Below are 20,953 nucleotides of genomic sequence, written 5' to 3' on the forward strand. Positions count from 1 at the left end.
CCCGAGTTGCGTGGGGAGTCGACGCCGTGATCCGCGGGGTTCCCGTCGGCGCCGTCGTCGCATCCCTCGTCTACACCGCACAACAGGCCCCTGGCCCGAACGAGGCCGCAGCCGCGCTGGTGATCGCCGCAGCGTTCGTCCTCGGGATGGCCGGCGGCTGGGTGCTGCCCGCTGCGCAGCCGTGGCTGTTCGCGGTCGGCGGCGGTGCCGCAGTTGCCTTCACCAGCCGCGACTACTTCTCCTTCTGGCCCGCAGCCACCGCCCTGCTGTTCATGTCGTCCTCGGGCAGCCGGCGAGGCCGCCTCTACCCCGCCGCCCTCTGCGCTAGCGGCGGGCTCGCGACCGCAGCCACCCGAGACCTCGCTCCCGCCTTGGTACCTGTCGGCGCCGCTGTCCTGGCGCTGTGGCTGCTGCGACCCGTGGAGACTCTGAGGAGGCGCGCGATGGCGCTCGAGGTCGAAGCCGACAACCTGCGCGAGCGCGCCCGCGACAGCGACGAGCAGGCCAGGGATCTCGAGCGTCGTACAGCGCTTGCCCGCGAGCTGCACGATGCGATCGGCCACCACGTGACCGCGATGGTCGTGCAAGCCGAGGCAGGGCAGGTCGGGTCACCGGACACGGCTTTGGCCCACATCAGCGAGATGGGCAGGGAGGCGCTCGCAGAGCTCGACACCGTCCTGTTCGACCTGCGCAACCCGGCCGCGAACACGCCGGCGACCGACCTGGGATGGATCGACGCCAAGCTCGCCAGACCGCTCCGCGAGCAAGGCATCCAGGTGACGGTCCATGTCACGACCGACATCGACGACGACGAGGTCTGCAAGACGCTCTACCGTGCAGCGCAGGAAGCCCTGACGAACGTGATGCGCCACGCCGATGCCAGCGACGTGAGCGTCGACATTCACGACGAAGGAGCCGAGGTGGTGATTCGGGTGAGCGACAACGGCAACGGCATGCCCAGAGAACTGACACGCGGCAACGGCCTGCGCGGCATCGACGAACGCGCACAGCGCCTCGGCGGCAGCCTCACCGTCGTGGGAAGAACGCCCCGCGGGACCGTGGTCGAAGTACGTCTACCGAACGAACCGACGTGATCGGGCTCGCGGTCGTCGACGACCAGCAACTGGTCCGCGACGGCCTCACGATGATGCTGGACAACGAGCCGGACATGCAGGTCCGGCTCGAGGCATCCAACGGCCGAGAGCTGCTCGACGCCCTCGAGGCCGGAGCACCGATCGACGCCGTGCTCCTCGACCTGCGGATGCCGGTTCTCGACGGCATCCAGACGCTGCACGAACTCAACCGCCAACCGCGGCGCCCGGCTGTCCTCGTGGTGACGACCTTCGACCGCGATGAGCTCGTCCTCGACGCGATCGCAGCCGGCGCAGACGGGTACATCCTGAAACGAACCAGCCGTCCAGATCTGATCGACGCCGTCCGGACCGTGGCGCAGGGCCGATCAGTCCTGGCACCAGACATCACCCGCGCTGTGCTGTCGAGGGTCCGGCAGCACACGCCCACCACACTCTCCACAGACATCCGCGAGTACCGCCTCACTCCACGCGAGACCGACATACTCTCGCTCGTCGGCCACGGCCTGAACAACCACGAGATCGCCGTCCGACTCACACTCTCGACCCACACAGTCAAGACGCACCTCACGAGTGTCCTGGCGAAAACCGGCAGCCGCGACCGCGTCCAAGCCGCGCTGCTTGCGATCCGAGCGGGCCTGACCGTCGACCACCGGCATTGAGCACCGCACGAGCCGGATCCTAGGAAGGTGCTGCGCCAACTGGTGGTGGATGGCCCCGCTACCGCCAGGGCGGAGTTGGTGGCCGAGTCCAAACATGCGGTCCTGTTCGATCACAACGTACGCAAGGTGCCGATGGAGGAGATGGAGGCGCAGCCTTCGGCTTAGGGTCTCCCGTCGTGCGCCGCGACGGCACCCGCATCGCCAACGACCTCATCGCCGACAACGGCGTCAAGCGCAACCCGCAGTACTTCGACGATCTCCTCCGCCTCGAGCTGGACATATGTGATCGGGAGCCGTTCGTGGGGATAGGCGGGCTCTACCAACTGATTGGGTAGAAGACCGCTAAGCGAGTTGACCGTGGTCGCAAGCCGATCGGCAACGGTCAACCGGGCTGCTCGAGCGGCATGGCGGCCAGGGCGCCGGGATGGTCGGGCCACTGGACCGCGTACCCGTCGAAACCGCCGTCGTTGAGTCGGGCGTACCGGAGCAGCTCGCGAACGATGCCCGCATTGCCCATGGCCCATCCGGCTAGTGGTTCAAGCTCCGACGGACTTGCTCGATATTCGTAGTTTGACCAGCGCGCGCCGGCCTCATCGATGGTTGCCCGCGCCCTGAGGTCGTCGACGAGGACGTCTGCGAAGTGGAAGTCGTCGCCGCGCTCCACGATCCGGTCGCAGGCCAGCGCGAGCACCCCTGCTGTTCCACAGCATCGGCCGTTGTTGTCCCAGAATCCCGGCCGGGTCCGGGTCGGCAGCCCGGATCTTGTGATCGTGCGCCAGCAGCGGTCGGCAAGGTCGACCCAGATCGAGTCTCCCGTGACCCATGCGAGCTGGCGGAAAACCTGCGCGTCCCCAGCTGGGCCGTTGCACCAGCCGAGGCTGTACCGCTCGATCAGCTCAGGCCGGTGCGGCGGATCGGAGTGCGCAACGAGGAAGCCCTCGGGATCCGCCTCGTTACGCCTCACCACGTCTGCTGCTCCAGCGAGAGCTAGCTCGATCAGGTCCTCCCTTGCGGCAGCTTGTCCGACCGCGGCCAGCGAATAGACGATGCCCAAGGTGCCATGCGCAATGTGGTGCGATCGTGGCGGCGATGGCTGAACCGGCCAGTTCACGCCATGTGCTGTTCTGTCCGCCTTCGCGAGGTACGGCGTCACAGCCATCACGGCCAGATTCACCTCACCCGACCACAATGCGCCGAGCCCGATCCCAGCATTGCCGACCAACAGCTCGAACATCTCGTTCCAGCGTTCACCATCGAATCGATCCTGGATCCGACTCAGTGCACGGTCGGCTGCTTCGTCCCGGCCGAGTGATCGCAGCGAACCCGCGACGCCGGCCAAGCCGAAGTACAGAGAGCAGTCCTCGAGACTTTCGACCCGTGCCGCCAGCGCATCCCCAACAGCGGCAGCAGCGTGGGCATAGCGCGCATCACCGAAGTGCTCGGCGGCATCGTGCAGCGCGAGAGCCACGCCCGCCTGCCCGTGGTAAAGGGAAGGGTCCTCCGAATCAGCGGCATGCCCATTGAGGAGCCAGTCGACCGCCGACCGCGCGAGGCGGTTGGCCCCTTCGGCGCGGGCGGCGCGGGCGGCGCGGTCGGCGATCACCATGTCCCGACCCTATGGCGAATCACCCCGCCATCGGCCCAGCGCACATTCGACGGCTCATGTCATCGCCGCTACGGGAATCACCTGCGGCAACGCCGCAGGTCACGGGGCGCGAGCGCCACTCGGCATCCCGCAAGCCCCCGCCCGGACGTCTTTTCGATGACGGCGCCCTCTGCGGCGAGGCTGGGGCGCAACCGACGGCGGCGGTTCGAGCCGACCTCATCGCGGGGGAGCGTCGCTGCAGATCAGGCGGGGCCGATGGCTTCGGCCACCAGCGCTGCCGAGAGGCCGACATAGGGGACGCCGGCACCGGGGGTGGCGTGGGCGCCAGCGGCGAAGACGCCGGGGATGGGGGTGTCGGGGCCGAGGCGCTGACGGACGGTTCCGCGGCCCTGCCACAACACGCCCATCGGGCTCTGGCCCCACTGCTCGACCAGGGTGAGGGGAGTGCGGTCGATGCGATGCACCACCCGCCCCCGCACGTCGAGGTGCTCGCGGGCCAGAGCGCGCAGGACGTCCTCGGCGATCCGGCCACGACCCAGCACGGTCCAGGCGACGGTGCCTGGAGGCGCCTCGCCGCCGGGCCGCACCACGAGCAGCGGGTCGCCGTGCAGTACCACCTCGTGCGTGAGCTCGGGCACCGGCTCCTCGAGGCCGACGTGGGTCACCACCGGGGGGATCGCCGGCATCGTGCGGTGCACGTGCCTGGCCAGGGCGGGCAGTTGGCGCGGGTCGATCGCGCAGACCACGACCTCGGCTGGCACCTCGTCGGGCAGGTCGTCCTGGGAGACGGCAACGGCCGAGACCCGGCCGCCGCCGAGCACGAGATCCCGGGCGCGGACGCCGAGCCGCACGGCGACACCGCGCGTGTCGAGCCGCTCCACCAGGAGATCGGTGATGCGCGCCAGGCCGCCGGCCGGTGCCCAGAGGCCGAACGTCTGCTCCAGGTAGGCCACGAGTCCGGCCCACGCGGGCACGTTGCGCAGGTCGTGCCCCTCCATCACGAACGGGTGGCTGGCCACCAGGCGCGGCCGCTCGTCGCGGAAGGTGCGGCGTAGCCGTTTGTGCAGCATCTCGCGGGAGTCCAGGCGAGCGGTCACCTCCGGGGGGAGGGCGTCGCGCTGCCACGGCCGCTCGAACACGTGCTGGCGCAGCACCTCCCAGTCCTCGGCGTAGCCCTCGACGTACTTTGTCCACTGCTCGCCGAGCCCGTCGCGCACGGCGTCCCAAGCCCGGGCCTGCGCGCCGCGCGACCCGCCGGGCAGCGTCAGCACGGTGTCGTCGTCGAAGCGGTGCTCGCGCACGATCTCGCGCGGCTCGAGGTCCAGCTCGCGTTCGAGCGGACGACCGGTCTTGCGGAAGAGGTCGCGCAGCACCGCGGGGAGCAGTGTGGCGCTGGCGCCGGCGTCCCACGAGAACCCCTCGGCCTCGACGCGTCCGGCCGCACCTCCGAGCTGGTGCGAGCGCTCGAGCAGTGTGACCTCGTGGCCGTTCTTGGCCAGCCGGAGGGCCGAGGCCAGGCCGCCGAGACCCCCGCCGATCACCACCACGTTCGCCACGGCGCCGACCCTAGGCCATGCCCTCGGGCTCGACGTCGACCTCGATCGCGCCCGTGAGGCGTGCCAGCTCCTCGTAGGTCGTCGAGAAGACGGCGGCCGGATGCCCAGCCGCAGCCCAGACCACGGGGTGACGGCGCAGCCACGGGTCGAGCCAGGTGGGCACGGGGGCGGGGTGCCCCAACGGAGAGACCCCGCCGATCACCTGCCCGGTGTGTCGTCGTACGAAGTCGGGCGAGGCTCGCGTGAGGGCGGCTCGGCCGATGCGGGCCGCCGTCGCACGCACGTCGACACGGTGCGCACCCGAGGTGAGCACCAGGACCGGCTCGCCCTCGGCATCGAAGAGCAGGCTGTTGGCGATGGCTCCGACCTCGCACCCCAGCGCTTCGGCGGCCAGCGCCGCGGTGTGCACCCCTGCGGGCAGGACGACGATCTCGCCGGTGCCGCCGAGCGCATGGTGGGCGGCGCGGAACCGGGCGACGCCGGGGTGCTCGTCGTCGGGGCGCGGAGCGGCAGGAGACATGCTGCGCAGGCTACGTGCCTGCACCGAGGTCGCGGGCGAGGCGACGCGTCGTGACCCCAGGGTGCCGTATTGAGAGTTGTATAACGCAACCTTGACGGTTGCACGATACAACTCTAGAGTCGTGTCGACGTCCGGATCTTGGACGTCGGAGAGGTGAGAGACCATGTCGACAGCACCGACCACGCCGGGGCGGATCGCGCCGGGCGCCCTGTCCGATGAGCGCTACGCCACGATCGACGAGCAGTTGGACGCGCCGACCTACAACCGCACCAGCCCCTACGACGTCCCGGGGTACCGGCCCGTGCGTTGGGAGCTCGGGCACACCGAGGTCGAGGTCTCCGGAGCCCTGCCGGCCGACCTGGAGGGGGTCTACCTACGCAACGGCACCAACGTGCAGTTCGACGCCGAACGGGTGCGGCTGCACGCGTTCAACGGCGCCGGGATGATCCATCAGATCCAGATCCTCGACGGCACGGCGACCTACGCCAATGCCTACGTCCGCACGCCGCGGTTCGAGGCCGAGCAGGAGGCGGGTCGTGAGATCTACGTCGAGTTCTCCGACCTCTCGACCGCGGGGCCCCTCGCGCTCAGCAAGATCGGCCTGGTCGAGGAACAGGCACGGAGGGGACTGATCCCGCTGGTCGACCCGTTCGAGCGGACGCCCGGCTCGACATCGATCCGCTACCACCACGGCCGGCTGTACTGCCTGCAGGAGACCGGCTACGCCTTCGTGCTCGACGCTCGTTTCGAGGATGGACGGCTCGTGCTCGACGGCACCGGTCGCCTCGAGACCTGGGACGGGGAGTGGGAGGGGCCGTTCTCCGCACACCCGCGGATCGAGCCCGGCAGTGGCGACGTCTACAACCTCTCCGTCACACCCGAGGGCCGGATCGTGGCCGGACAGCTCAGCGAGGGGGAGCTGGTCCGGCAGGCTCCGGTCCACCAGCAGGGCAGCGCCGGCGAGGGACAGATGGGCTGGCTGCACGACTTCTTCCTGACCGAGAACTACCTGGTCTTCCCCGATATCTCGTTGCGCAGGGATCCGCAGGGCTTGCAGCGAACCGACGGCAGCGTGTTCGTCTTCGACGAGGCCGCGCCGCTGCGGTGGGGCGTGCTGCCGCGGGCCTTCGACGCCGAGACGCAGGTGCGGTGGTTCACCACCGATCAGGCCGCCACCGTCTGGCACGTCATCAACGCCTGGGAGCGACCCAGTGCCTCGGGGGGCGCCGAGATCGTGCTGTTCTCGCCCTCCTTCTCGACCTATCCCTCGACCGTCCCGATCCACACGCCCGAGGAGCCTCCGGCCCAGGTCCGCACCTGGACGCTCGACCTCGACACCGGCGAGGTCAGCGACCAGCGGCTGCTGCTCGACCACGGCTACGAGCGGCCGAGCCTCAACCTGGACTACGTCGGGAGGCCCAGCCGCTACTCCTACCTGCTCGACGAGCACGGCGACGGCTACATGGGCGTCGGCGTGGCCAAGTTCGACATGGTCGAGGAGGAGGTGGTCGGCTACCTCGACTACGGCGGCATGTACGGCGGCGAGGCGCTCTTCGTGCCCCGTCCGGAGGCGCAGGCCGAGGACGACGGCTACCTGCTCGACCTGCTGATGAGCGAGGACCGCGCCGACCTGATCGTGATCGACGCCGCCACCATGACCGAGCTGGCCCGGCTGCACCTGCCTCGTCGGGTTCCCTTCGGCGTCCATGCCTGCTGGCTGACCCCAGACGAGCTGGGTGCCGTCGAGAGGTTCACGCCCGCGCCATGAGAGTTGCGTGATGCAACGCTAGGTTGGCGACATGGACGCCCCCGATCCGATCGACGTGATCCACGACCAGATCATCCGGTTCTCTCGCAACGCCCGGATGTGGCAGCACGAGATGTACGGCGAACTCTCCTTCGTGGCCTACGCGGTGCTGACCTTCGTCGCTGCCAGCGAGTGTGCCCACGCCGCCGACCTCGCCGCCGCCTACGGACTCGACAAGTCGACGGTGAGCCGCCAGATCGGCGAGTTGGTGGGTCGAGAGCTGCTGGAGCGCAGCCCCGATCCACGCCACGCCCGGATGCAGCGGCTCGAGGTGACGACGCAGGGCAAGCGCGTGCTCCGCGCCATCCGCCGCAGGCAGCGGCGCGGCCTCGCCGAGAGCCTCGCCGGCTGGCCGCCCGAGGACATAGAGACCTTCAGCACCCTGTTCGCGCGGTTCGTGTACCACCTCGACGCGGCCACGCACGAAGCGACCACCAACCCGACTCACTAGGAGGACGATCATGGACGAAGTAGCTCTCGGCACGCAGGGCCTGCGGGTCTCGCCACTGGGCCTGGGATGCATGGGGATGAGCGCCTTCTACGGCGACCGGGACGACGAAGCGGAGTCGGTGGCGACGATCCGCCGAGCCGTGGAGCTCGGGGTGACCCTGTTCGACACCGCCGAGATCTACGGGCCCTTCGCGAACGAGAAGCTGCTGGGAAAGGCCCTCGAGGGCCTGCGCGACCAGGTCGTCGTCGCCACCAAGTTCGCGACCGAGATCGACGACGACGGCACCATCGGTGCCATCAACGGCACACCGGCGTACGCCAAGCGCGCCCTGGAGCGCTCGCTGCGCCACCTCGGCACGGACCACGTCGATCTGTACTACCTGCACCGAGTCGACCCGAGTGTGCCCATCGAGGAGACCGTCGGTGCGATGGGGGAGATGGTGACCGACGGCAAGGTGCGTTACATCGGACTCTCCGAGACCTCCGCCGAGACGCTCCGGGCGGCACACGCCACCTTCCCGATCACGGCCCTGCAAAGCGAGTACTCCCTCTTCGAGCGCGACGCCGAGCACAACGGCGTCCTCGACACGGCGCGCGAACTCGGCATCGGATTCGTCCCGTTCTCGCCACTGGGCCGCGGATTCCTCAGCGGCCGCTACCAGCGCGCCGGCGACCTGCCCGAAGGCGACGCGCGCCGCGCACTGCCTCGCTTCTCCGAGGAGGCGATCGCCGCCAACCTGCGCATCGTCGACGCCCTGGGCGTGATCGCAGAGTCGAAGGGATGCAGCACCGCCCAGCTCGCGCTCGCCTGGACCATGGCCGCCGGCACCGTGCCCATCCCCGGCACGACTCGCCGTTCGCGACTGGAAGAGAACGTCGCGTCGGCCGACATCGTTCTCGACGACGACGATCTCCGACGCATCGACGCCGCCTCGCCCCACGGCGGTGCGACGGGCCACCGGAACACCGAAGCCGCCATGGCGCGCGATCGGCTCTAGCCAGCGGCGCGCTCCCGAGGTCTGTGAACCGTTGGCGCCGCCAGGCCGGACTCGCGAAGAGATCACGGCATCCCTAGAGTCGGACTCCATGAACGACGCTCCCACTCCTCCCGTGACGCTGCGACTCTCGCTGCGCCTGTTGGGCGGCCTGGTTCTGCTCGGGCTCGTGACCGTGGTGCTGACCCGGGTGTTGCGCAACGACCTGGTGCTCAACTGGGCGATGGGGCACGAGAGCGCGGCCGAGGTGGTGCAGCGGCAGGGGCTGGCCTACCTGATCCGGGAGCAGCCGATCGCCGTGCCGCAGTTCTTTCCGGTCGCGGCCACCCTGTTCGTCGTGATGGCCTGCCTCATCGGGGTGCTCGGCGTCTTCTTCGCGCACGGGCACCACTGGGCCCGCGTGTGCCTCACCGCGTTGCTCCTGGCGGCCGCCGTCGCGACGGGCAGCGGACTGGCCGTGCACCCGCCCGCGACCTTCGAGGCTCTGAGCTATCTGGCGCTCGCCGTCGTCCTGGGCATCCTCGTCACGATGTGGCACCCCCTCACCAGCCGGTTCCTCAAGGCCATGCGAGCGCGCGTCAGCTCCGGCGCCATCGCCTGACTTCTCGCCTGGCTTCTCGCTGGCTTCTCGCCTGGCTTCTCGCTGGGCCTGCCGGTCCGTCGTCGGCTCGCTCTTGACGGGTTGTCGGTGGCCGCGGTTACCGTAGTCTCATGATCGAACGCATGTTCGATCATGAGACTGAGGAGGTCGGCCGATGCGACGGTACGCCGAACCCGTGCGGGTACGCCGGGGAGAGGTCCGAGGGTGGCTCACCGAGCGGTGCCCGCAGCAGTTCCTCTGGCGGGAGCGGCTCTGGGTGGTCCGGTCGGTGCTGGCGCACTGGGTCGAGACCGACCCTTGGTGGGAGCGACGCGAGACCCGCGCCGTCCTCGGGTCCGAGGAGCCGGGGGGAGCAGGCGCCCCGGCGGCGGTCCTGACCATCGACCGGCTCCTGGGCGAACAGGAGTGTTGGCGCGTCGAGGCGAGGCGGGCCGGCGAGTCCGGGGTCTTCGACCTCACCTGCGAGGCCGAAGGCGAGTGCTGGTCGCTCGTCGCGTGTGCGGACTGACGAGAGGGCGGAGACGGACATGACCCAGGGCACGATCCAGAGCGCGACCCAAGGCGCGATTCGGGGCACGGGCAGGTCTGCGGGCCAGGCCGGCGTCGACCGCGAACTGGCGCCGCCACACTTGCTGCCGGCGACCACGCACTCCTATCTCGGGCGCGCTGCCGAGTCGCTGGCCGAGGCGATGGCGAGCCCCGACGTCCCGTCGCGCTACGCCTGCGCCCATGTCGCGGCGCTGCGGGCCGCAGCCGCCCTGCTGGCCGCGCAAGCGCGTCCGCATGCGAGCAAGCGACGCCAGAAGAACGCCTGGGTGCTCCTCGCCGAAGTGGCACCCGAGCTGGCGGAATGGGCCGCGTTCTTCGCGGGAGGCGCCCGCAAGCGGGCGGCTGCCGAGGCGGGCTCGACCCGCGCCGTCAGCGAGCGAGAGGCCGACGACCTGGTGCGCGACGCCGACCGGTTCCTCGCCGTGGTCGAGCAGCGGCTCGGGCTCATCGCCCACGCGCCGGTCGCCGGTACCTACCTGGCTGTCGAGCACCCGGGCGCCGCGCACCGGGCCGGGTGATCGGGGCCGGGTGATCGGGGCCGGGTGATCGGGGCCGGGTGATCGGGGCCGGGTGGGGGTTGACGCTTCGTCGCAGGAGCGCGTTACAGTTGCCATGATCGAACACATGTTCGATACATGTCGTTGTCCGGGGTCGAGTCGTGACGCGAGAGATGAGGCTCGGTGCCCGACCCGTATCCCCACCTGCACGTGGCCTCCGGCCACTCGCTCCAGTACGGCGCGTCCCTGCCGCACGTGCTGGTCGAGCAGGCTGCCGAGCACGGCATGGACCTGCTGGCCCTCACCGACCGCGACGGCACCTACGGTGCGGTGAAGTTCGCCGGCGCCTGCCGGGCCGCCGGCCTCAGTCCGGTCCTCGGCGTCGACCTCGCCTACCGGCGCCTCGCGCCGTCCGGGCTCTCGGGGGGATCGTCTCGCACCCCGGTGCGCGGCGGTGCGTTCCGCGATCCCCGGCTGCCCCGGGTCACCCTGCTCGCCCAGGCAGCCGGACCGGGTGGGGGAGCAGGGGGCTGGGCCGCGGTGTGCCGCCTGGTCTCGGCCACCCACCTGGCCGGTGAGCGCGGCCGTCCCGTGCTCGACCCCGAAGCCCCCGAGATCGCGGGGCTGCTCGCCTCGGGCGACCTCGTCGTACTGCTCGGCCCCGGCTCGCTGCTGGGCGAGGCCATCACGCGGCGCGATGAGTCGGCGGCGCGTGCCGAGCTGGCCTGGTGGCGCGACCGGGTGCCGGCCGAGTGCCTCCAGGTCGAGCTGGTCTCGCACCGGCTGCCCGGCGGTCGTCGTGCTGAGACCGGGCAGTGGGGGCCGGCCACCACGCCCCACGCGGCCCGCACGGCTCTGCTGGCTGCCGAGGTCGGCGTCCCGACCGTGCTCACGAACGCAGTCCGGCACGCCCGGCGTGAGGACGCCGCCGTGGCCGACGTCCTCGACGCAGCCCGGCGCCTGGTGGCGCTCGACCGGCGACACGTCGACCGCGGCAACGCCGAGGGCCACCTGAAGCCCGGGCCGGCGATGCGCGAGATCGCCCAGGAGATCGCCCACGCGGCCGGGCTCGCGCGCGGCACCCGACCCGGCACCGGCGTCAGCGAGGCCGCGATGCGGCTGTTGGCCCGCACCCGCACCCTGGCCGAGCGGTGCGCTCTCGACCCACGGACCGACCTGGGCATCGGCGAGGTGCACTTCCCGGAGTTCGAGCTCGCGCGGGGTCCGTCTCGAGGCTCGGCAGCAGATGCGGACCAGCTGCTCCGGGTCCGCTGCGAGGCCGCCATCGGCGACCGCTACGGCTCTGCCGGCCTGGCCGTCGTGTGGAAGCGCCTCGACGACGAGCTCACGCTGATCCGCGATCTCGGCTACGCCTCCTACTTCCTCACCGTCGGTGACGTCACCGACCTCATCAAGGCCCTCGACGTGCGGGTCGCCGCACGTGGCTCGGGCGCGGGCAGCCTGGTCACCTACCTGCTCGGGATCTCCGGGGTCGACCCGGTCCGTTACCAGCTGCTCATGGAGCGCTTCCTCTCCCCGCTGCGCCGAGCCCTGCCCGACATCGACGTCGACGTCGAGTCCGCCCGGCGCACCGAGGTCTACGAGGCGATTCTCGACCGGTTCGGCGGCGAGCGGTGCGTGTGCGTCTCGATGATGGACACCTACCGGGTGCGGCACGCCGTCCGCGATGTCGGCGCCGCACTCGGTATGCCACCGGTCGAGACCGACGCCATCGCCAAGGCCTTCCCGCACATCCGCGCCCGCGACGCCCGCGCGGCGCTGCGCGATCTGCCCGAGCTGCGCGCCAGCGGCCTCGGCGAGGACCGCCTTGCCCTCCTCTTCGGGCTCGTCGAGCGGCTCGACGGACTGCCGCGCCACATCGCCGTCCACCCGTGCGGGGTGCTGCTCTCCGACCTCACACTGCTCGATCGCACTCCGGTCGAGGCGTCCTACGCCGGGTTCCCGATGAGTCAGTTCGACAAGGACGACGTCGAGGAGCTCGGCCTGCTCAAGCTCGATGTGCTCGGCATCCGCATGCAGTCCTCGATGGCACACGCGGTGGCCGAGATCCGCCGCGTCGAGGAGGTCGAGATCGATCTCGACGACCAGGCCCAGGTACCGCTCGACGACCCCGCCACCTACGCGATGATCTCGGCCGCGCAGACCCTCGGCGTGTTCCAGATCGAGTCGCCGGGTCAGCGCGAGCTGGTCGGCAAGTCCGGCATCGACACCTTCGAGGAGATCATCGCCGACATCTCGCTGTTCCGGCCCGGGCCGGTCAAGAGCGACATGATCACGCCCTACCTCGAGGTCAAGCACCAGTGGAAGGCGCCGGAGTACCTGCACGACGACCTGCGCCCGATCCTGGCCGGCACCCGCGGCGTGGTGGTCTTCCACGAGCAGGTCATCGAGATCATCAGCAGGTTCGCGCGGGTCACCTACGCCGAGGCCGACGAGATGCGGCGTGCGCTCGGCACCCCCGACGGCATGGCGGCGGTGAAGGCCTGGTTCTTCCCACGTGCACTGAAGCACGACTACTCGCTGCGCGTCGTCGAGCGGGTCTGGGCGGTGCTCGAGGCGTTCGCCTCGTTCGGGTTCTGCAAGGCGCATGCGGCGGCGTTCGCCCTGCCCACCTACCAGTCCGCCTGGCTCAAGGCGCACTGGCCGGCCCACTTCCTCGCCGGTGTGCTCACCCACGACCCCGGCATGTACCCCAAGCGGCTCATCCTCGAGGATGCCCGGCACTGCGGCATCGCCGTCCTGCCCCTCGACGTGAATGCCTCCGGGCCGGCCTACACCGTCGAGCGACTGCCCGAGAGGTCGCACGATGCGCTCCCGAGCGAGTGGCCGTCCGGCCGCCCCGACGGCCGCGCGTGGGGCATCCGGCTCGCGCTCGCTGAGGTCAAGGGCATCGCTGCGGCCGAGGTCGCCCGGGTGGTGGCGGCGCGGCCCTACCACTCGCTCACCGACTTCTGGCGCCGCGCGCAGGTCTCCCGCCCGGTGGTCGAGCGGCTCGTGCTGGCCGGCGCGTTCGACGGCGTCTACGATCTCGCGCTGCCGACAGGCGGCCTCCACGAGGGCGCCCGAGGCGGGGTGCGTCGTCGCGGGGCGATCACCCGCCGCGACCTGCTGCTCCAGGTGGCCGAGCTCGACCGGCACGGCCGCGCGGTCGAGAAGGCGGCCCGGGGCCGTGGCTTGGGCGGGCGAGGCCTGGCCGCGCGCCGGGCTCCGGCGCCCTCGAGCCAGGTCGCGACCGCGGCCGTGGCGCGCAACTCCACCGACGCCCACGTGCGGGAGCGGCAGCGTGAGGGTGAGCCGGACGCCACACGCGATGCCCGCCGCGACACCCGCCCGGCCGACCTGGGTGCCGACTACCGCGACGACACCGGGGCGCCGAGCCGCGACGGCATCTGGGGCAGATCCTCGGCGCAGGCACGCACGGCGCCACCGCCCGCACCGGTCGACTCGGTGCAGCTGGCACTCGACCTCGGTGACGCGCCGTCCGAGGGAGAGATCTCGGGGCTGCCCGAGATGAGCGCCGAGGAGCGGATGCGCGCCGAGCTGGAGATCCTCGGCCTCGACGCCAGCCGGCACGTCGTCGATACCTACGAGCCGTTCCTCGACGCCCTCGGCGTGGTGCGCTCGCGCGACCTGCTCGCCCAGCGCAGCCGCTCCGGGCTGCTGGTGGCCGGGGTGAAGGTGGCCACCCAGACGCCGCCGATCCGGTCCGGGCGCCGGGTGGTGTTCTTGACCCTCGACGATGGCACCGGGCCGGTCGACGCCACCTTCTTCGAAGACGCGCAGGGTCCGTATGCCGCCACCGTCTTCGGCTCCTGGCTGCTGGTGGTGCGCGGTGAGCTGCGGCGTACCGGTCACCGCGGCGTCTCGCTGCGCGCCACCGGCGCCTGGGAGCTGCCGGCGCTGCACCAGGCCTGGCGCGTGGGCGGGCTCGAGGCCGTGCACACGGTGCTCGAGACACCGCCGCCGGGTTTCACCGAGCCCGAGGAGCCGCGTGGACGCCGGGTGCTGGTGCACTCCAGCGGCTTCAAGCTCTCGCCGTACGCCGACATCAAGCCAGCCGGCGAGAGCACGGCGGGTGTGCCGCGCTCGCTGTGGCACCGCAGCCCCGGGAGCCCGGGGTGAAGGGTCTGTTCAGGCCACTAGGGTGGGCGTCATGTCTGCCAGCGAACGGCCCAGCGAGCGTCGCAGTGCGGCCCGTACCGCCGTGGTGTGGAACGACCTCGGGCCGCTGCTCGACGCCGGCACGGCGCTCGACGTGCTCGACATCGGCGGCGGCACCGGCGTCTCCGCCGTGCGCGTGGCAGCCGGCGGGCATCGCGTCACCGTGGTCGACCCCAGCCCCGACGCGCTCGCCTCGCTGGCCCGGCGGGCCCGTGAACAGGGAGTCGAGGTGGTGGCGCACCAAGGTGAGCTCTCCTCGCTGCTCGACATCGTGGGCGAGGCCAGCGCCGATCTGGTGCTGTGCCACGGGGTGCTGGAGTTCGTGGCCGACCCCGCTGCTGCCCTGGCCACGTTGCGCCGGGCGCTGCGCCCCGGCGCCAGCCTCTCGCTGCTCGTCGCGCAGCGGCACGCCGCCGTGGTCGCGCGGGCGATGGCCGGCCACTTCGGGCAGGCCCGCGAGTTGCTCGACGCCGCCCCCGAGCACCAGCAGATCGGCCGAGCCGGACGCCGCTACACCGCCGACGAGGCCACGGCCCTGCTCGCCGAGGCCGGCTTCGCGGTGGCCAGCGTGCACGGCGTGCGCGTCTTCGCCGACCTCGTGCCCGGCTCGCTGCTCGATCTCGAGCCGGGGGCCACGGCGTCCCTCGTCGACCTCGAACAGACCGTCGCCACCCGCCCCGAGTTCCTGCCCTTGGCCACCCAGCTGCACCTGCTCGCCCGCTGAATCGCCGACCCGTCGCCAGTTTTCAGCTGACCCGCCGCTAGTTTTCACGCGACCCGTCGCTAGTTTTCAGGCGACCTGCCACGTTTTTCCATCGGCAGTGGGTGTCCGGCTGTGACCACCACGCCGATCCTGCACGTCGACATGGACGCCTTCTACGCCTCCGTGGCGACCCGCGACCGCCCCGAGCTGGCCGACGTGCCGGTGATCGTGGGTGGGGGCACGCGCGGCGTGGTGCTGTCGGCGAACTATCCGGCCCGCGAGTACGGCGTGCGCTCGGGCATGCCAGCGACCCGCGCCCGGCGACTGTGCCCGCAGGCGGTGGTGGTGAGCCCCGAGCACGAGGTGTTCGGCACTGTCTCGGCGGCGGTGGCCGAGACGTTCCGACAGGTCACCCCGGTGGTCGAGATGCTGTCGATCGACGAGGCGTTCCTCGACGTCTCAGGTTCGGTGCGACGCCTCGGGGCGCCGTCCGACATCGCCGAGCAGCTGCGCTCGAGGATCCACGACGAGCAAGGCATCACCTGCTCGGTGGGCGTGGCTGCGTCGGTGTCGGTGGCCAAGCTGGCCAGCAAGCGAGCCAAGCCGGACGGCGTGCTCGTGGTGCCGCCTGGCTCCGTCACGACCTTCCTGCACCCCCTCGACGTCGGCGAGCTGTACGGGGTGGGGGAGAAGACTCGCGCGATGCTGCATCGGTTGGGGCTGATCACGGTGGGCGATGTCGCGCACACCCCGCTGCGCACGCTCCAGCGTGCGCTGGGCCACGGGCTCGGCACGCACCTCCACGAGCTGGCCTGGGGTCAGGACCGCCGCGAGGTGCTCGCCCGCAACGCTCCGGCGTTCGGCGCGATCACGGGCGATGCCGGTGCCGACCCCGACAAGTCGATGGGGGCACAGGAGACCTTCGGCCGCGACGTCGACGACCGCGAGGTGGTACTGCGCGAGCTGCTCAAGCTCACTGCGGGCGTCACCGGCCGCATGCGCACCGCCGGGGTCGCCGGTCGCACCGTCACCCTGACGGTCCGGTTCGCCGACTTCACCACCCTGACCCGCTCACGCACGATGCCCGAGGCCACCGACGTCACAGTCGACCTCTACCGCACCGCCGTCGGCCTCTACGACGCCCTCGGTCTCCAGCGCGCCCGGCTGCGTCTGGTCGGGGTGCGGGTCGAGGGGCTTGCGCCGCGCGGCACGGTGCACCACCAACATCTACTCGGCGAGCGCGAGCACGGCTGGTCGGACGCCGACCGCGCGGTCGACCGTGCCACCCGACGGTTCGGCAGCGGGGTCGTGCGCCCGGCCAGTCTCTTCGGGTGAGGCGACTCGAGCGGCCGTGCTGCGAATATTCCCGATGTCCCTACCGTGCGGCCTGCTCGCTGCCTACACTTGAGCCCGTCCTGGGCGATGGCGAGAAGGTCGCAGCCCGATAACGCTGGGAGGCGACGGTGGCACTCTCGGAGGAGGAGCTTCGAACGCTCGAGCAGATGGAGCGTGCCCTCACCGAGGAGGATCCCAAGTTCGTCTCCACCCTGCGCGGTACCTCGCTGCGCCGCGCCGCTCGACGCCGCGCCATCGTGGCCGGTGTCGTCTTCACGCTCGGCATCGTCGTGCTCATGGTGGGCGCCGTCTCGAAGTTCTGGGTGCTCGGGATCGTCGGCTTCGTCGTGATGCTGGGCTCGGCCACTGTCGGCCTCAACGCGCTGCGTGGCCAGAGCGCCGCCGGTCGCGAGCCCGTCGTCCCGCACGGTGAGCAGCCCCACGGCGGCTTCACCCTGATCCAAGGCGGCCGCCGCGGACGCGCCGGCCGCAACCGGGCCCGCTCCTCGGGTGGGTTCATGGAGCGTCTCGAGGAGCGCTGGCGTCGTCGCCGTGAGGAGAACGGCGGCTTCTGAACCCCGCCTTTCCATCGAGCCCCGAGGTGCACACGTCGGGGCCTGTCTGTGTGCTCGCCGCATCACCGCTCGCCGTCACCTGAAAACTCGTGGCGGGTCACCTGAAAACTCGTGGCGGGTCACCTGAAAACTCGTGGCGGGTCAGCTCACGCGGTCGACGGCCCGAGCCGCGGAGGACGAGGTGCTGACCTCGGTGGTGGCTGGGGTTCGGCGCAGCAGTGAGGCCGGCAGCCAGGTGGCCCGGCGACGGGCGCGCGGGGTCGCCCCGGCTTCGAGAGCGCGGACGACGAGAGCGGCGTCGTCGGTGAGTCCAGGCACGTCGACCACCCCTTCGCGGGAGAAGAAGGCTCGCTCGACGGCGTCGACCACGCGCCGCAGGGCGGCAGACACGGTGGGGGAGTGGGCCGGTGTGCCGGACGTCGAGTCCGGGTCGCCGAGGTGCTCGCCGAGGAAGGCGCCGGTCTGGCGGGGCGAGCGTCCGACCGGCCAGGAGATACGGAGGTCGACGACGGTGTCGCGGACCTCCGCCCAGGCGTCCAGCGTGTCACCCGCGAGTCGGCGCACGCGTCGGCGCCGTCGCAGTTCCCTCGGAGTGAGACCAGCGCCCACGGCGAGCACCAGGAGCGCTGCCAGGCCGATCGGAAGCGTCGGGGTGTTGCCCCGGCTGCGGTCCGCTTCGGCGTCGGCACCGCTGGTGGGCTGGTCGAGCTTCGGCTTCTGGGTCTGCGAGGCGCTCGGACCGCTGCTGGCCTGCGCACCGGGATCTCGCGTGCTCGGGCTGGAGACGCTGGGATCGCTCGGTGCCCCGGCCGTCAGCGTGTAGGCCGGGCGGTCGGCGCGGGGGTCGTCGGGCGTCGGCTCGAACTTCACCCAGCCCGACCCCTGGAGGAAGATCTCGGGCCAGGCGTGCAGGTCGTCGGAGGAGAACTCATAGGTGTGCAGCCCCACCGTGCGGGGTGAGAGGAATCCGACCGCGACCCGAGCAGGCAGGCCGATCTCGCGCGCCATCACGGCCATCGCAGAGGCGAACTGCTCGCAGTAGCCGATCCGCCCCTGCGGTCCCGGGCGCAGGAACCGCTCGAGGGCGTCGACGCCGTTGCCGATCGGCGATGATTGCTCCAGCGAATAGGTGAAGTTGGCCCAGAACCAGTTCTGGAGCGCCACGGCCTTCGCGAACGGCGTGGTGGCGTCCTGCGTGACCTTGCGGGCGAGCTCGGAGACGATCGGCGGCAGGTCGGAGGGCAACTGCGTGTACGCGGCCGGCACCTCGTCGCTGGTGAGCGGTGCCGCCTCGAGCCGGCGGGGTGTGAGGTCGAGGTCGACAGCGTCCATCGTGTACGAGAGGCCCGCGGTGTCGAGATCGTCGTCGGAGGCGATGAAGTCCGTGGTGGTGGGGTCGAAGCGCCAGTCGCCCTGGGCGTCGATCGCGTCGATGGGCGCCTTGGTCGGCAGCCAGGTGGAGCTGAAGGTGTCGAGCACGTCGACGTCGTAGGTGTAGGTCGAGCGCTTCACGTCCGGTGAGACGCCCACCAGCGGTGGCATCGGTCCGTCGGCCCGGTTCGAGGTCGGGATGTCGCGGTCGCCCGAGCTCCACTCGTTGTCGCTGAACCGGGTGAGCACGGAGATCCGGAGGTAGGAGGGGTCGGGGTCGTCGGTCACCACGCGCAGCAGCGGCACGTCGTCGGGACGCTTGAGGTCGCGCCGGAGGTCGGTCATCGGGTTCTTGATGCTGATCTCGCCGTTGCCGCCCGCGCCGTTGCCGACATCGAGCAGGTGCACGTCGAGGGTGGGGATGATCGCGGGCAGCATGATCGCGAACGCCGTCGCCGTGCCGCCGATGAGCCCGGCGCTGCGCAGCACGGACGACGACGTACTGGGGGAGGCGACCTCGCGCTCGCTGCCGACCAGCGGCCGCCCCCAGTGGGCCAGCCGTTGGGCCTCCTGGAGGAACAGCATCGTGACGAAGCCGACCGCGGTCAGGGTGAACACCCACCACGACAGCGGCTCCGCGATGAGGCCGGTCGGCACGCTGAAGACGGTGAGCAGCGGCAGGCCGGCCAGGGAGGCGCGCCGCAGCGAGCCGACCAGCAGGTCGACGACCAGGAAGCAGCCGAGGCCGCCGGCCAGCATGAGCGGACCGACGTCGGCCTGGTCGCTCGGCACGGGAGCGGCGTAGGTGCGCGCCCCCACCCAGGCGTCGGAGAAGGCCAGCCGCAGCTCGGTCCACGCGCCGCCGACCGGCACTGGAGCGCCGCAGATCAGGTAGCTGGTGATCATCGCCCCACCGAGCACCTGGAGCAGGAGCGTGCCGAGCACGCCGAACCGGGCCCAGCGCCCCGCGACGCCCAGCCCGCCGACGACGACGCCGATGGCCAGCAGTGGGTAGAGCACCTGGCCCTGGTCGTCGGTGAATCCGCGCCACGAGAGCATGGCGCACCAGGTGGTCACCACCCCGGCGGAGGTCAGTGCGATGGTGTGGCCCAGAGGGGGCCGCCGCACGCTCACGAGACCACCGCCTCGGACGCCGTCTCGGAGCCCGTCCCACCGGGGGGGTCACTCGCCGAGCCCGCCACGGCTGCGGCGTGGACGACGCCGGCACGGGCCAGCGAGCGCCATGCCGAGTCGAGCCGGTCCCGCGGCCCGAGGTCGATGCTGCGCCATCCCTGGTGTCGCAGGGCGGGACTGCGGGCAGCGCCCCCGGCGCCGACCCACGCGTCGACGTCGAGGGCGAGGGCCAGGGCCGAGGACGACTGCGAGCGGATCCGGCGCAGGGTGGCGGTGTCGGCGTCGCCGAGATCGCCCAGCACGGCCACCACGAGTCCGTGGTGCTCGCCGTCACCGAGCCATCGCGAGTCGAGGGCCCGGGAGCGCGAGGGCTCGAGCACGGCGAGGGACTCGAGTACGGCCTGCACGCCCGCCTCGGGGGAGGCTGGTCCGTACCCCTGGCCTCCCGAGGTGCGCACGAGCTCACCGTCGGCGGTGGCCAGCCGCACCCAGAACCCGCGCTGGGTCAGATGGGCCACCACGGAGGCCGCGGCCGAGACGGCGGTCTCGAGGGACGACGCCACGCCCTGCCCGCGGTGCGCGGCGGCGCGGTGGTCGAGCAGCACGGTCGCGCGGGCCTGCCAGGGCTGCTCCTCGCGACGGACCATGAGGTCACCCGTGCGCGCCGAGCTGCGCCAGTGCACGCGACGCAGATCGTCGCCGCGCCGATACTCGCGCACGGTGACGTCCTCGGCGCTGCCCGTGGCGAAGGATCGGGGGCGCACCTCGCCCGAGCCGCCCGCGCCGGCCCCCAGTGGGACGACGGGTAGCACGGTGATGGCGGGCGTCACGACCAGCGACGCCTTGCTCGTGAAGGTGCGACCGAGTTCGATGAGACCGAACGGGTCGGTGATACGCACGGTCATCGGGCCGATCTCGAATCGACCGCGCACGTCGGAGCGGACCTGGTAGGTGACCCGTCGCTGCCAACCGGCGCGGACTCCCTCGAGCACGAAGCGCGGCCGGGTGCCCAGAACGTAGGGCACCTTGTCCTCGAGGAGGAGTACCCCGCTGGGGGCGCGGCCGTCGTTGCTGAGGGAGAGCGTGACCCGTGCGGGCTGCCCGGCTGCGACGAGAGCCGGGCCGACCGAGCGTACGAGCCCGAGCCGGTACCGGGTGCGGCTGAGCACGAGGGCGGTGACGAGCGGTAGCGCGATCGCGAGTACGCCCACCCGGCTCAGGGCGGGCTGGCCGAGCAGCACGGCGCACACGATCGCCGCGACGCCTCCGGCGCAGAACGCCCGGCCTCGTAGCGTCAGCCCGCGGAGTGCCTCGCGCAT

General features: G+C 71.4%; 19 protein-coding genes. 14 read left to right on the forward strand and 5 right to left on the reverse strand.

Translation table 11 applies throughout. The features are described from left to right. Window positions 1-26: 26 nt before the first annotated feature. From ISG29_RS21490 to ISG29_RS02790, 4 genes are read left to right on the forward strand one after another with little or no spacing between them, the layout of a single operon-like run. Complete coding sequence (locus tag ISG29_RS21490; protein ID WP_207792644.1) at window positions 27-1,094, forward strand: sensor histidine kinase; 1,068 nt, start codon at window positions 27-29, stop codon at window positions 1,092-1,094. Further along, window positions 1,091-1,753, forward strand: coding sequence for a response regulator (locus ISG29_RS21495; RefSeq protein WP_207792645.1), 663 nt, complete (start codon window positions 1,091-1,093; stop codon window positions 1,751-1,753). Before ISG29_RS21490 ends, ISG29_RS21495 begins: the two co-directional genes overlap by 4 nt. A 27-nt stretch (window positions 1,754-1,780) precedes the next feature. Next, window positions 1,781-1,918 carry a hypothetical protein gene (locus ISG29_RS02785; protein ID WP_194501805.1) on the forward strand — a complete coding sequence of 46 codons (138 nt, stop codon included), beginning with the start codon at window positions 1,781-1,783 and terminating at the stop codon, window positions 1,916-1,918. A gap of 11 nt (window positions 1,919-1,929) precedes the next feature. Continuing rightward, entirely contained in the window at window positions 1,930-2,088 is a 159-nt protein-coding gene (locus ISG29_RS02790; RefSeq protein ID WP_194501806.1) for a hypothetical protein, read from the forward strand. Between the two features lie 47 nt (window positions 2,089-2,135). Here ISG29_RS02790 and ISG29_RS02795 read toward each other — a convergent pair whose 3' ends face one another. The 3 genes from ISG29_RS02795 to ISG29_RS02805 all read right to left on the reverse strand — a co-directional run bounded on the left by ISG29_RS02795 (window position 2,136) and on the right by ISG29_RS02805 (window position 5,435). Beyond that, window positions 2,136-3,359, reverse strand: coding sequence for a lanthionine synthetase LanC family protein (locus ISG29_RS02795; RefSeq protein WP_194501807.1), 1,224 nt, complete (start codon window positions 3,357-3,359; stop codon window positions 2,136-2,138). Window positions 3,360-3,601: 242 nt separating this feature from the next. After that, window positions 3,602-4,915, reverse strand: a complete 1,314-nt coding sequence (locus tag ISG29_RS02800) for a phytoene desaturase family protein (RefSeq protein ID WP_194501808.1) — start codon at window positions 4,913-4,915, stop codon at window positions 3,602-3,604. Window positions 4,916-4,925: 10 nt separating this feature from the next. Next, on the reverse strand, window positions 4,926-5,435 hold the full coding sequence (locus ISG29_RS02805; RefSeq protein WP_194501809.1) for a YbaK/EbsC family protein: 510 nt from the start codon (window positions 5,433-5,435) through the stop codon (window positions 4,926-4,928). 163 nt (window positions 5,436-5,598) lie between these two features. Between ISG29_RS02805 and ISG29_RS02810 the strand changes: the two genes are divergently transcribed. From ISG29_RS02810 to ISG29_RS02855, 10 genes are all read left to right on the forward strand, one after another. Continuing rightward, the gene (locus ISG29_RS02810; RefSeq protein ID WP_194501810.1) at window positions 5,599-7,203 is read left to right on the forward strand and encodes a carotenoid oxygenase family protein; all 1,605 of its coding nucleotides are present in this window, start codon (window positions 5,599-5,601) and stop codon (window positions 7,201-7,203) included. A gap of 31 nt (window positions 7,204-7,234) precedes the next feature. Beyond that, window positions 7,235-7,693 (forward strand): MarR family winged helix-turn-helix transcriptional regulator, encoded by a 459-nt coding sequence (locus ISG29_RS02815; protein WP_194501811.1) that lies wholly within the window; start codon window positions 7,235-7,237, stop codon window positions 7,691-7,693. A 10-nt stretch (window positions 7,694-7,703) separates the two neighbouring features. Further along, window positions 7,704-8,690, forward strand: coding sequence for an aldo/keto reductase (locus ISG29_RS02820; protein WP_194501812.1), 987 nt, complete (start codon window positions 7,704-7,706; stop codon window positions 8,688-8,690). 88 nt (window positions 8,691-8,778) lie between these two features. Further along, window positions 8,779-9,288, forward strand: a complete 510-nt coding sequence (locus tag ISG29_RS02825; RefSeq protein WP_194501813.1) for a hypothetical protein — start codon at window positions 8,779-8,781, stop codon at window positions 9,286-9,288. A gap of 154 nt (window positions 9,289-9,442) precedes the next feature. Beyond that, window positions 9,443-9,796, forward strand: a complete 354-nt coding sequence (locus tag ISG29_RS02830) for a DUF6504 family protein (protein WP_194501814.1) — start codon at window positions 9,443-9,445, stop codon at window positions 9,794-9,796. Window positions 9,797-9,815: 19 nt separating this feature from the next. Beyond that, window positions 9,816-10,355 (forward strand): SAV_6107 family HEPN domain-containing protein, encoded by a 540-nt coding sequence (locus ISG29_RS02835; protein ID WP_207792646.1) that lies wholly within the window; start codon window positions 9,816-9,818, stop codon window positions 10,353-10,355. A 162-nt stretch (window positions 10,356-10,517) separates the two neighbouring features. Further along, a complete protein-coding gene (locus ISG29_RS02840; protein ID WP_194501815.1) occupies window positions 10,518-14,477 on the forward strand; it encodes a DNA polymerase III subunit alpha in 3,960 nt (1,319 codons plus the stop codon). A 31-nt stretch (window positions 14,478-14,508) separates the two neighbouring features. Beyond that, window positions 14,509-15,240, forward strand: coding sequence for a methyltransferase domain-containing protein (locus ISG29_RS02845; protein WP_194501816.1), 732 nt, complete (start codon window positions 14,509-14,511; stop codon window positions 15,238-15,240). 111 nt (window positions 15,241-15,351) lie between these two features. Beyond that, on the forward strand, window positions 15,352-16,554 hold the full coding sequence (gene dinB / locus ISG29_RS02850; RefSeq protein ID WP_328827712.1) for a DNA polymerase IV: 1,203 nt from the start codon (window positions 15,352-15,354) through the stop codon (window positions 16,552-16,554). A gap of 128 nt (window positions 16,555-16,682) precedes the next feature. Next, complete coding sequence (locus ISG29_RS02855; protein ID WP_194501817.1) at window positions 16,683-17,129, forward strand: DUF3040 domain-containing protein; 447 nt, start codon at window positions 16,683-16,685, stop codon at window positions 17,127-17,129. A gap of 141 nt (window positions 17,130-17,270) precedes the next feature. On the opposite strand, the gene ISG29_RS02860 is transcribed toward ISG29_RS02855, so the two are convergent. Both ISG29_RS02860 and ISG29_RS02865 read right to left on the reverse strand, forming a co-directional pair. Continuing rightward, the gene (locus ISG29_RS02860; RefSeq protein WP_207792647.1) at window positions 17,271-19,634 is read right to left on the reverse strand and encodes a transglutaminase family protein; all 2,364 of its coding nucleotides are present in this window, start codon (window positions 19,632-19,634) and stop codon (window positions 17,271-17,273) included. Continuing rightward, a complete protein-coding gene (locus ISG29_RS02865; RefSeq protein WP_194501819.1) occupies window positions 19,631-20,953 on the reverse strand; it encodes a DUF58 domain-containing protein in 1,323 nt (440 codons plus the stop codon). The genes ISG29_RS02860 and ISG29_RS02865 overlap by 4 nt, the downstream gene beginning before the upstream one ends.

Source organism: Nocardioides acrostichi (genome assembly GCF_015319165.1).
Taxonomy (GTDB): Bacteria; Actinomycetota; Actinomycetes; order Propionibacteriales; family Nocardioidaceae; genus Nocardioides; species Nocardioides acrostichi.

Excerpts from the sequence above, each read along its gene's own strand:
- ISG29_RS02820 (WP_194501812.1), top strand. The coding sequence starts at position 7,704 with ATGGACGAAGTAGCTCTCGGCACGCAGGGCCTGCGGGTCTCGCCACTG.
- ISG29_RS02830 (WP_194501814.1), top strand. The coding sequence starts at position 9,443 with ATGCGACGGTACGCCGAACCCGTGCGGGTACGCCGGGGAGAGGTCCGA.
- ISG29_RS02865 (WP_194501819.1), bottom strand. The coding sequence starts at position 20,953 with ATGCGCGAGGCACTCCGCGGGCTGACGCTACGAGGCCGGGCGTTCTGC.
- ISG29_RS02805 (WP_194501809.1), bottom strand. The coding sequence starts at position 5,435 with ATGTCTCCTGCCGCTCCGCGCCCCGACGACGAGCACCCCGGCGTCGCC.
- ISG29_RS02825 (WP_194501813.1), top strand. The coding sequence starts at position 8,779 with ATGAACGACGCTCCCACTCCTCCCGTGACGCTGCGACTCTCGCTGCGC.
- ISG29_RS02810 (WP_194501810.1), top strand. The coding sequence starts at position 5,599 with ATGTCGACAGCACCGACCACGCCGGGGCGGATCGCGCCGGGCGCCCTG.
- ISG29_RS02815 (WP_194501811.1), top strand. The coding sequence starts at position 7,235 with ATGGACGCCCCCGATCCGATCGACGTGATCCACGACCAGATCATCCGG.
- ISG29_RS02835 (WP_207792646.1), top strand. The coding sequence starts at position 9,816 with ATGACCCAGGGCACGATCCAGAGCGCGACCCAAGGCGCGATTCGGGGC.
- ISG29_RS02795 (WP_194501807.1), bottom strand. The coding sequence starts at position 3,359 with ATGGTGATCGCCGACCGCGCCGCCCGCGCCGCCCGCGCCGAAGGGGCC.
- ISG29_RS02845 (WP_194501816.1), top strand. The coding sequence starts at position 14,509 with ATGTCTGCCAGCGAACGGCCCAGCGAGCGTCGCAGTGCGGCCCGTACC.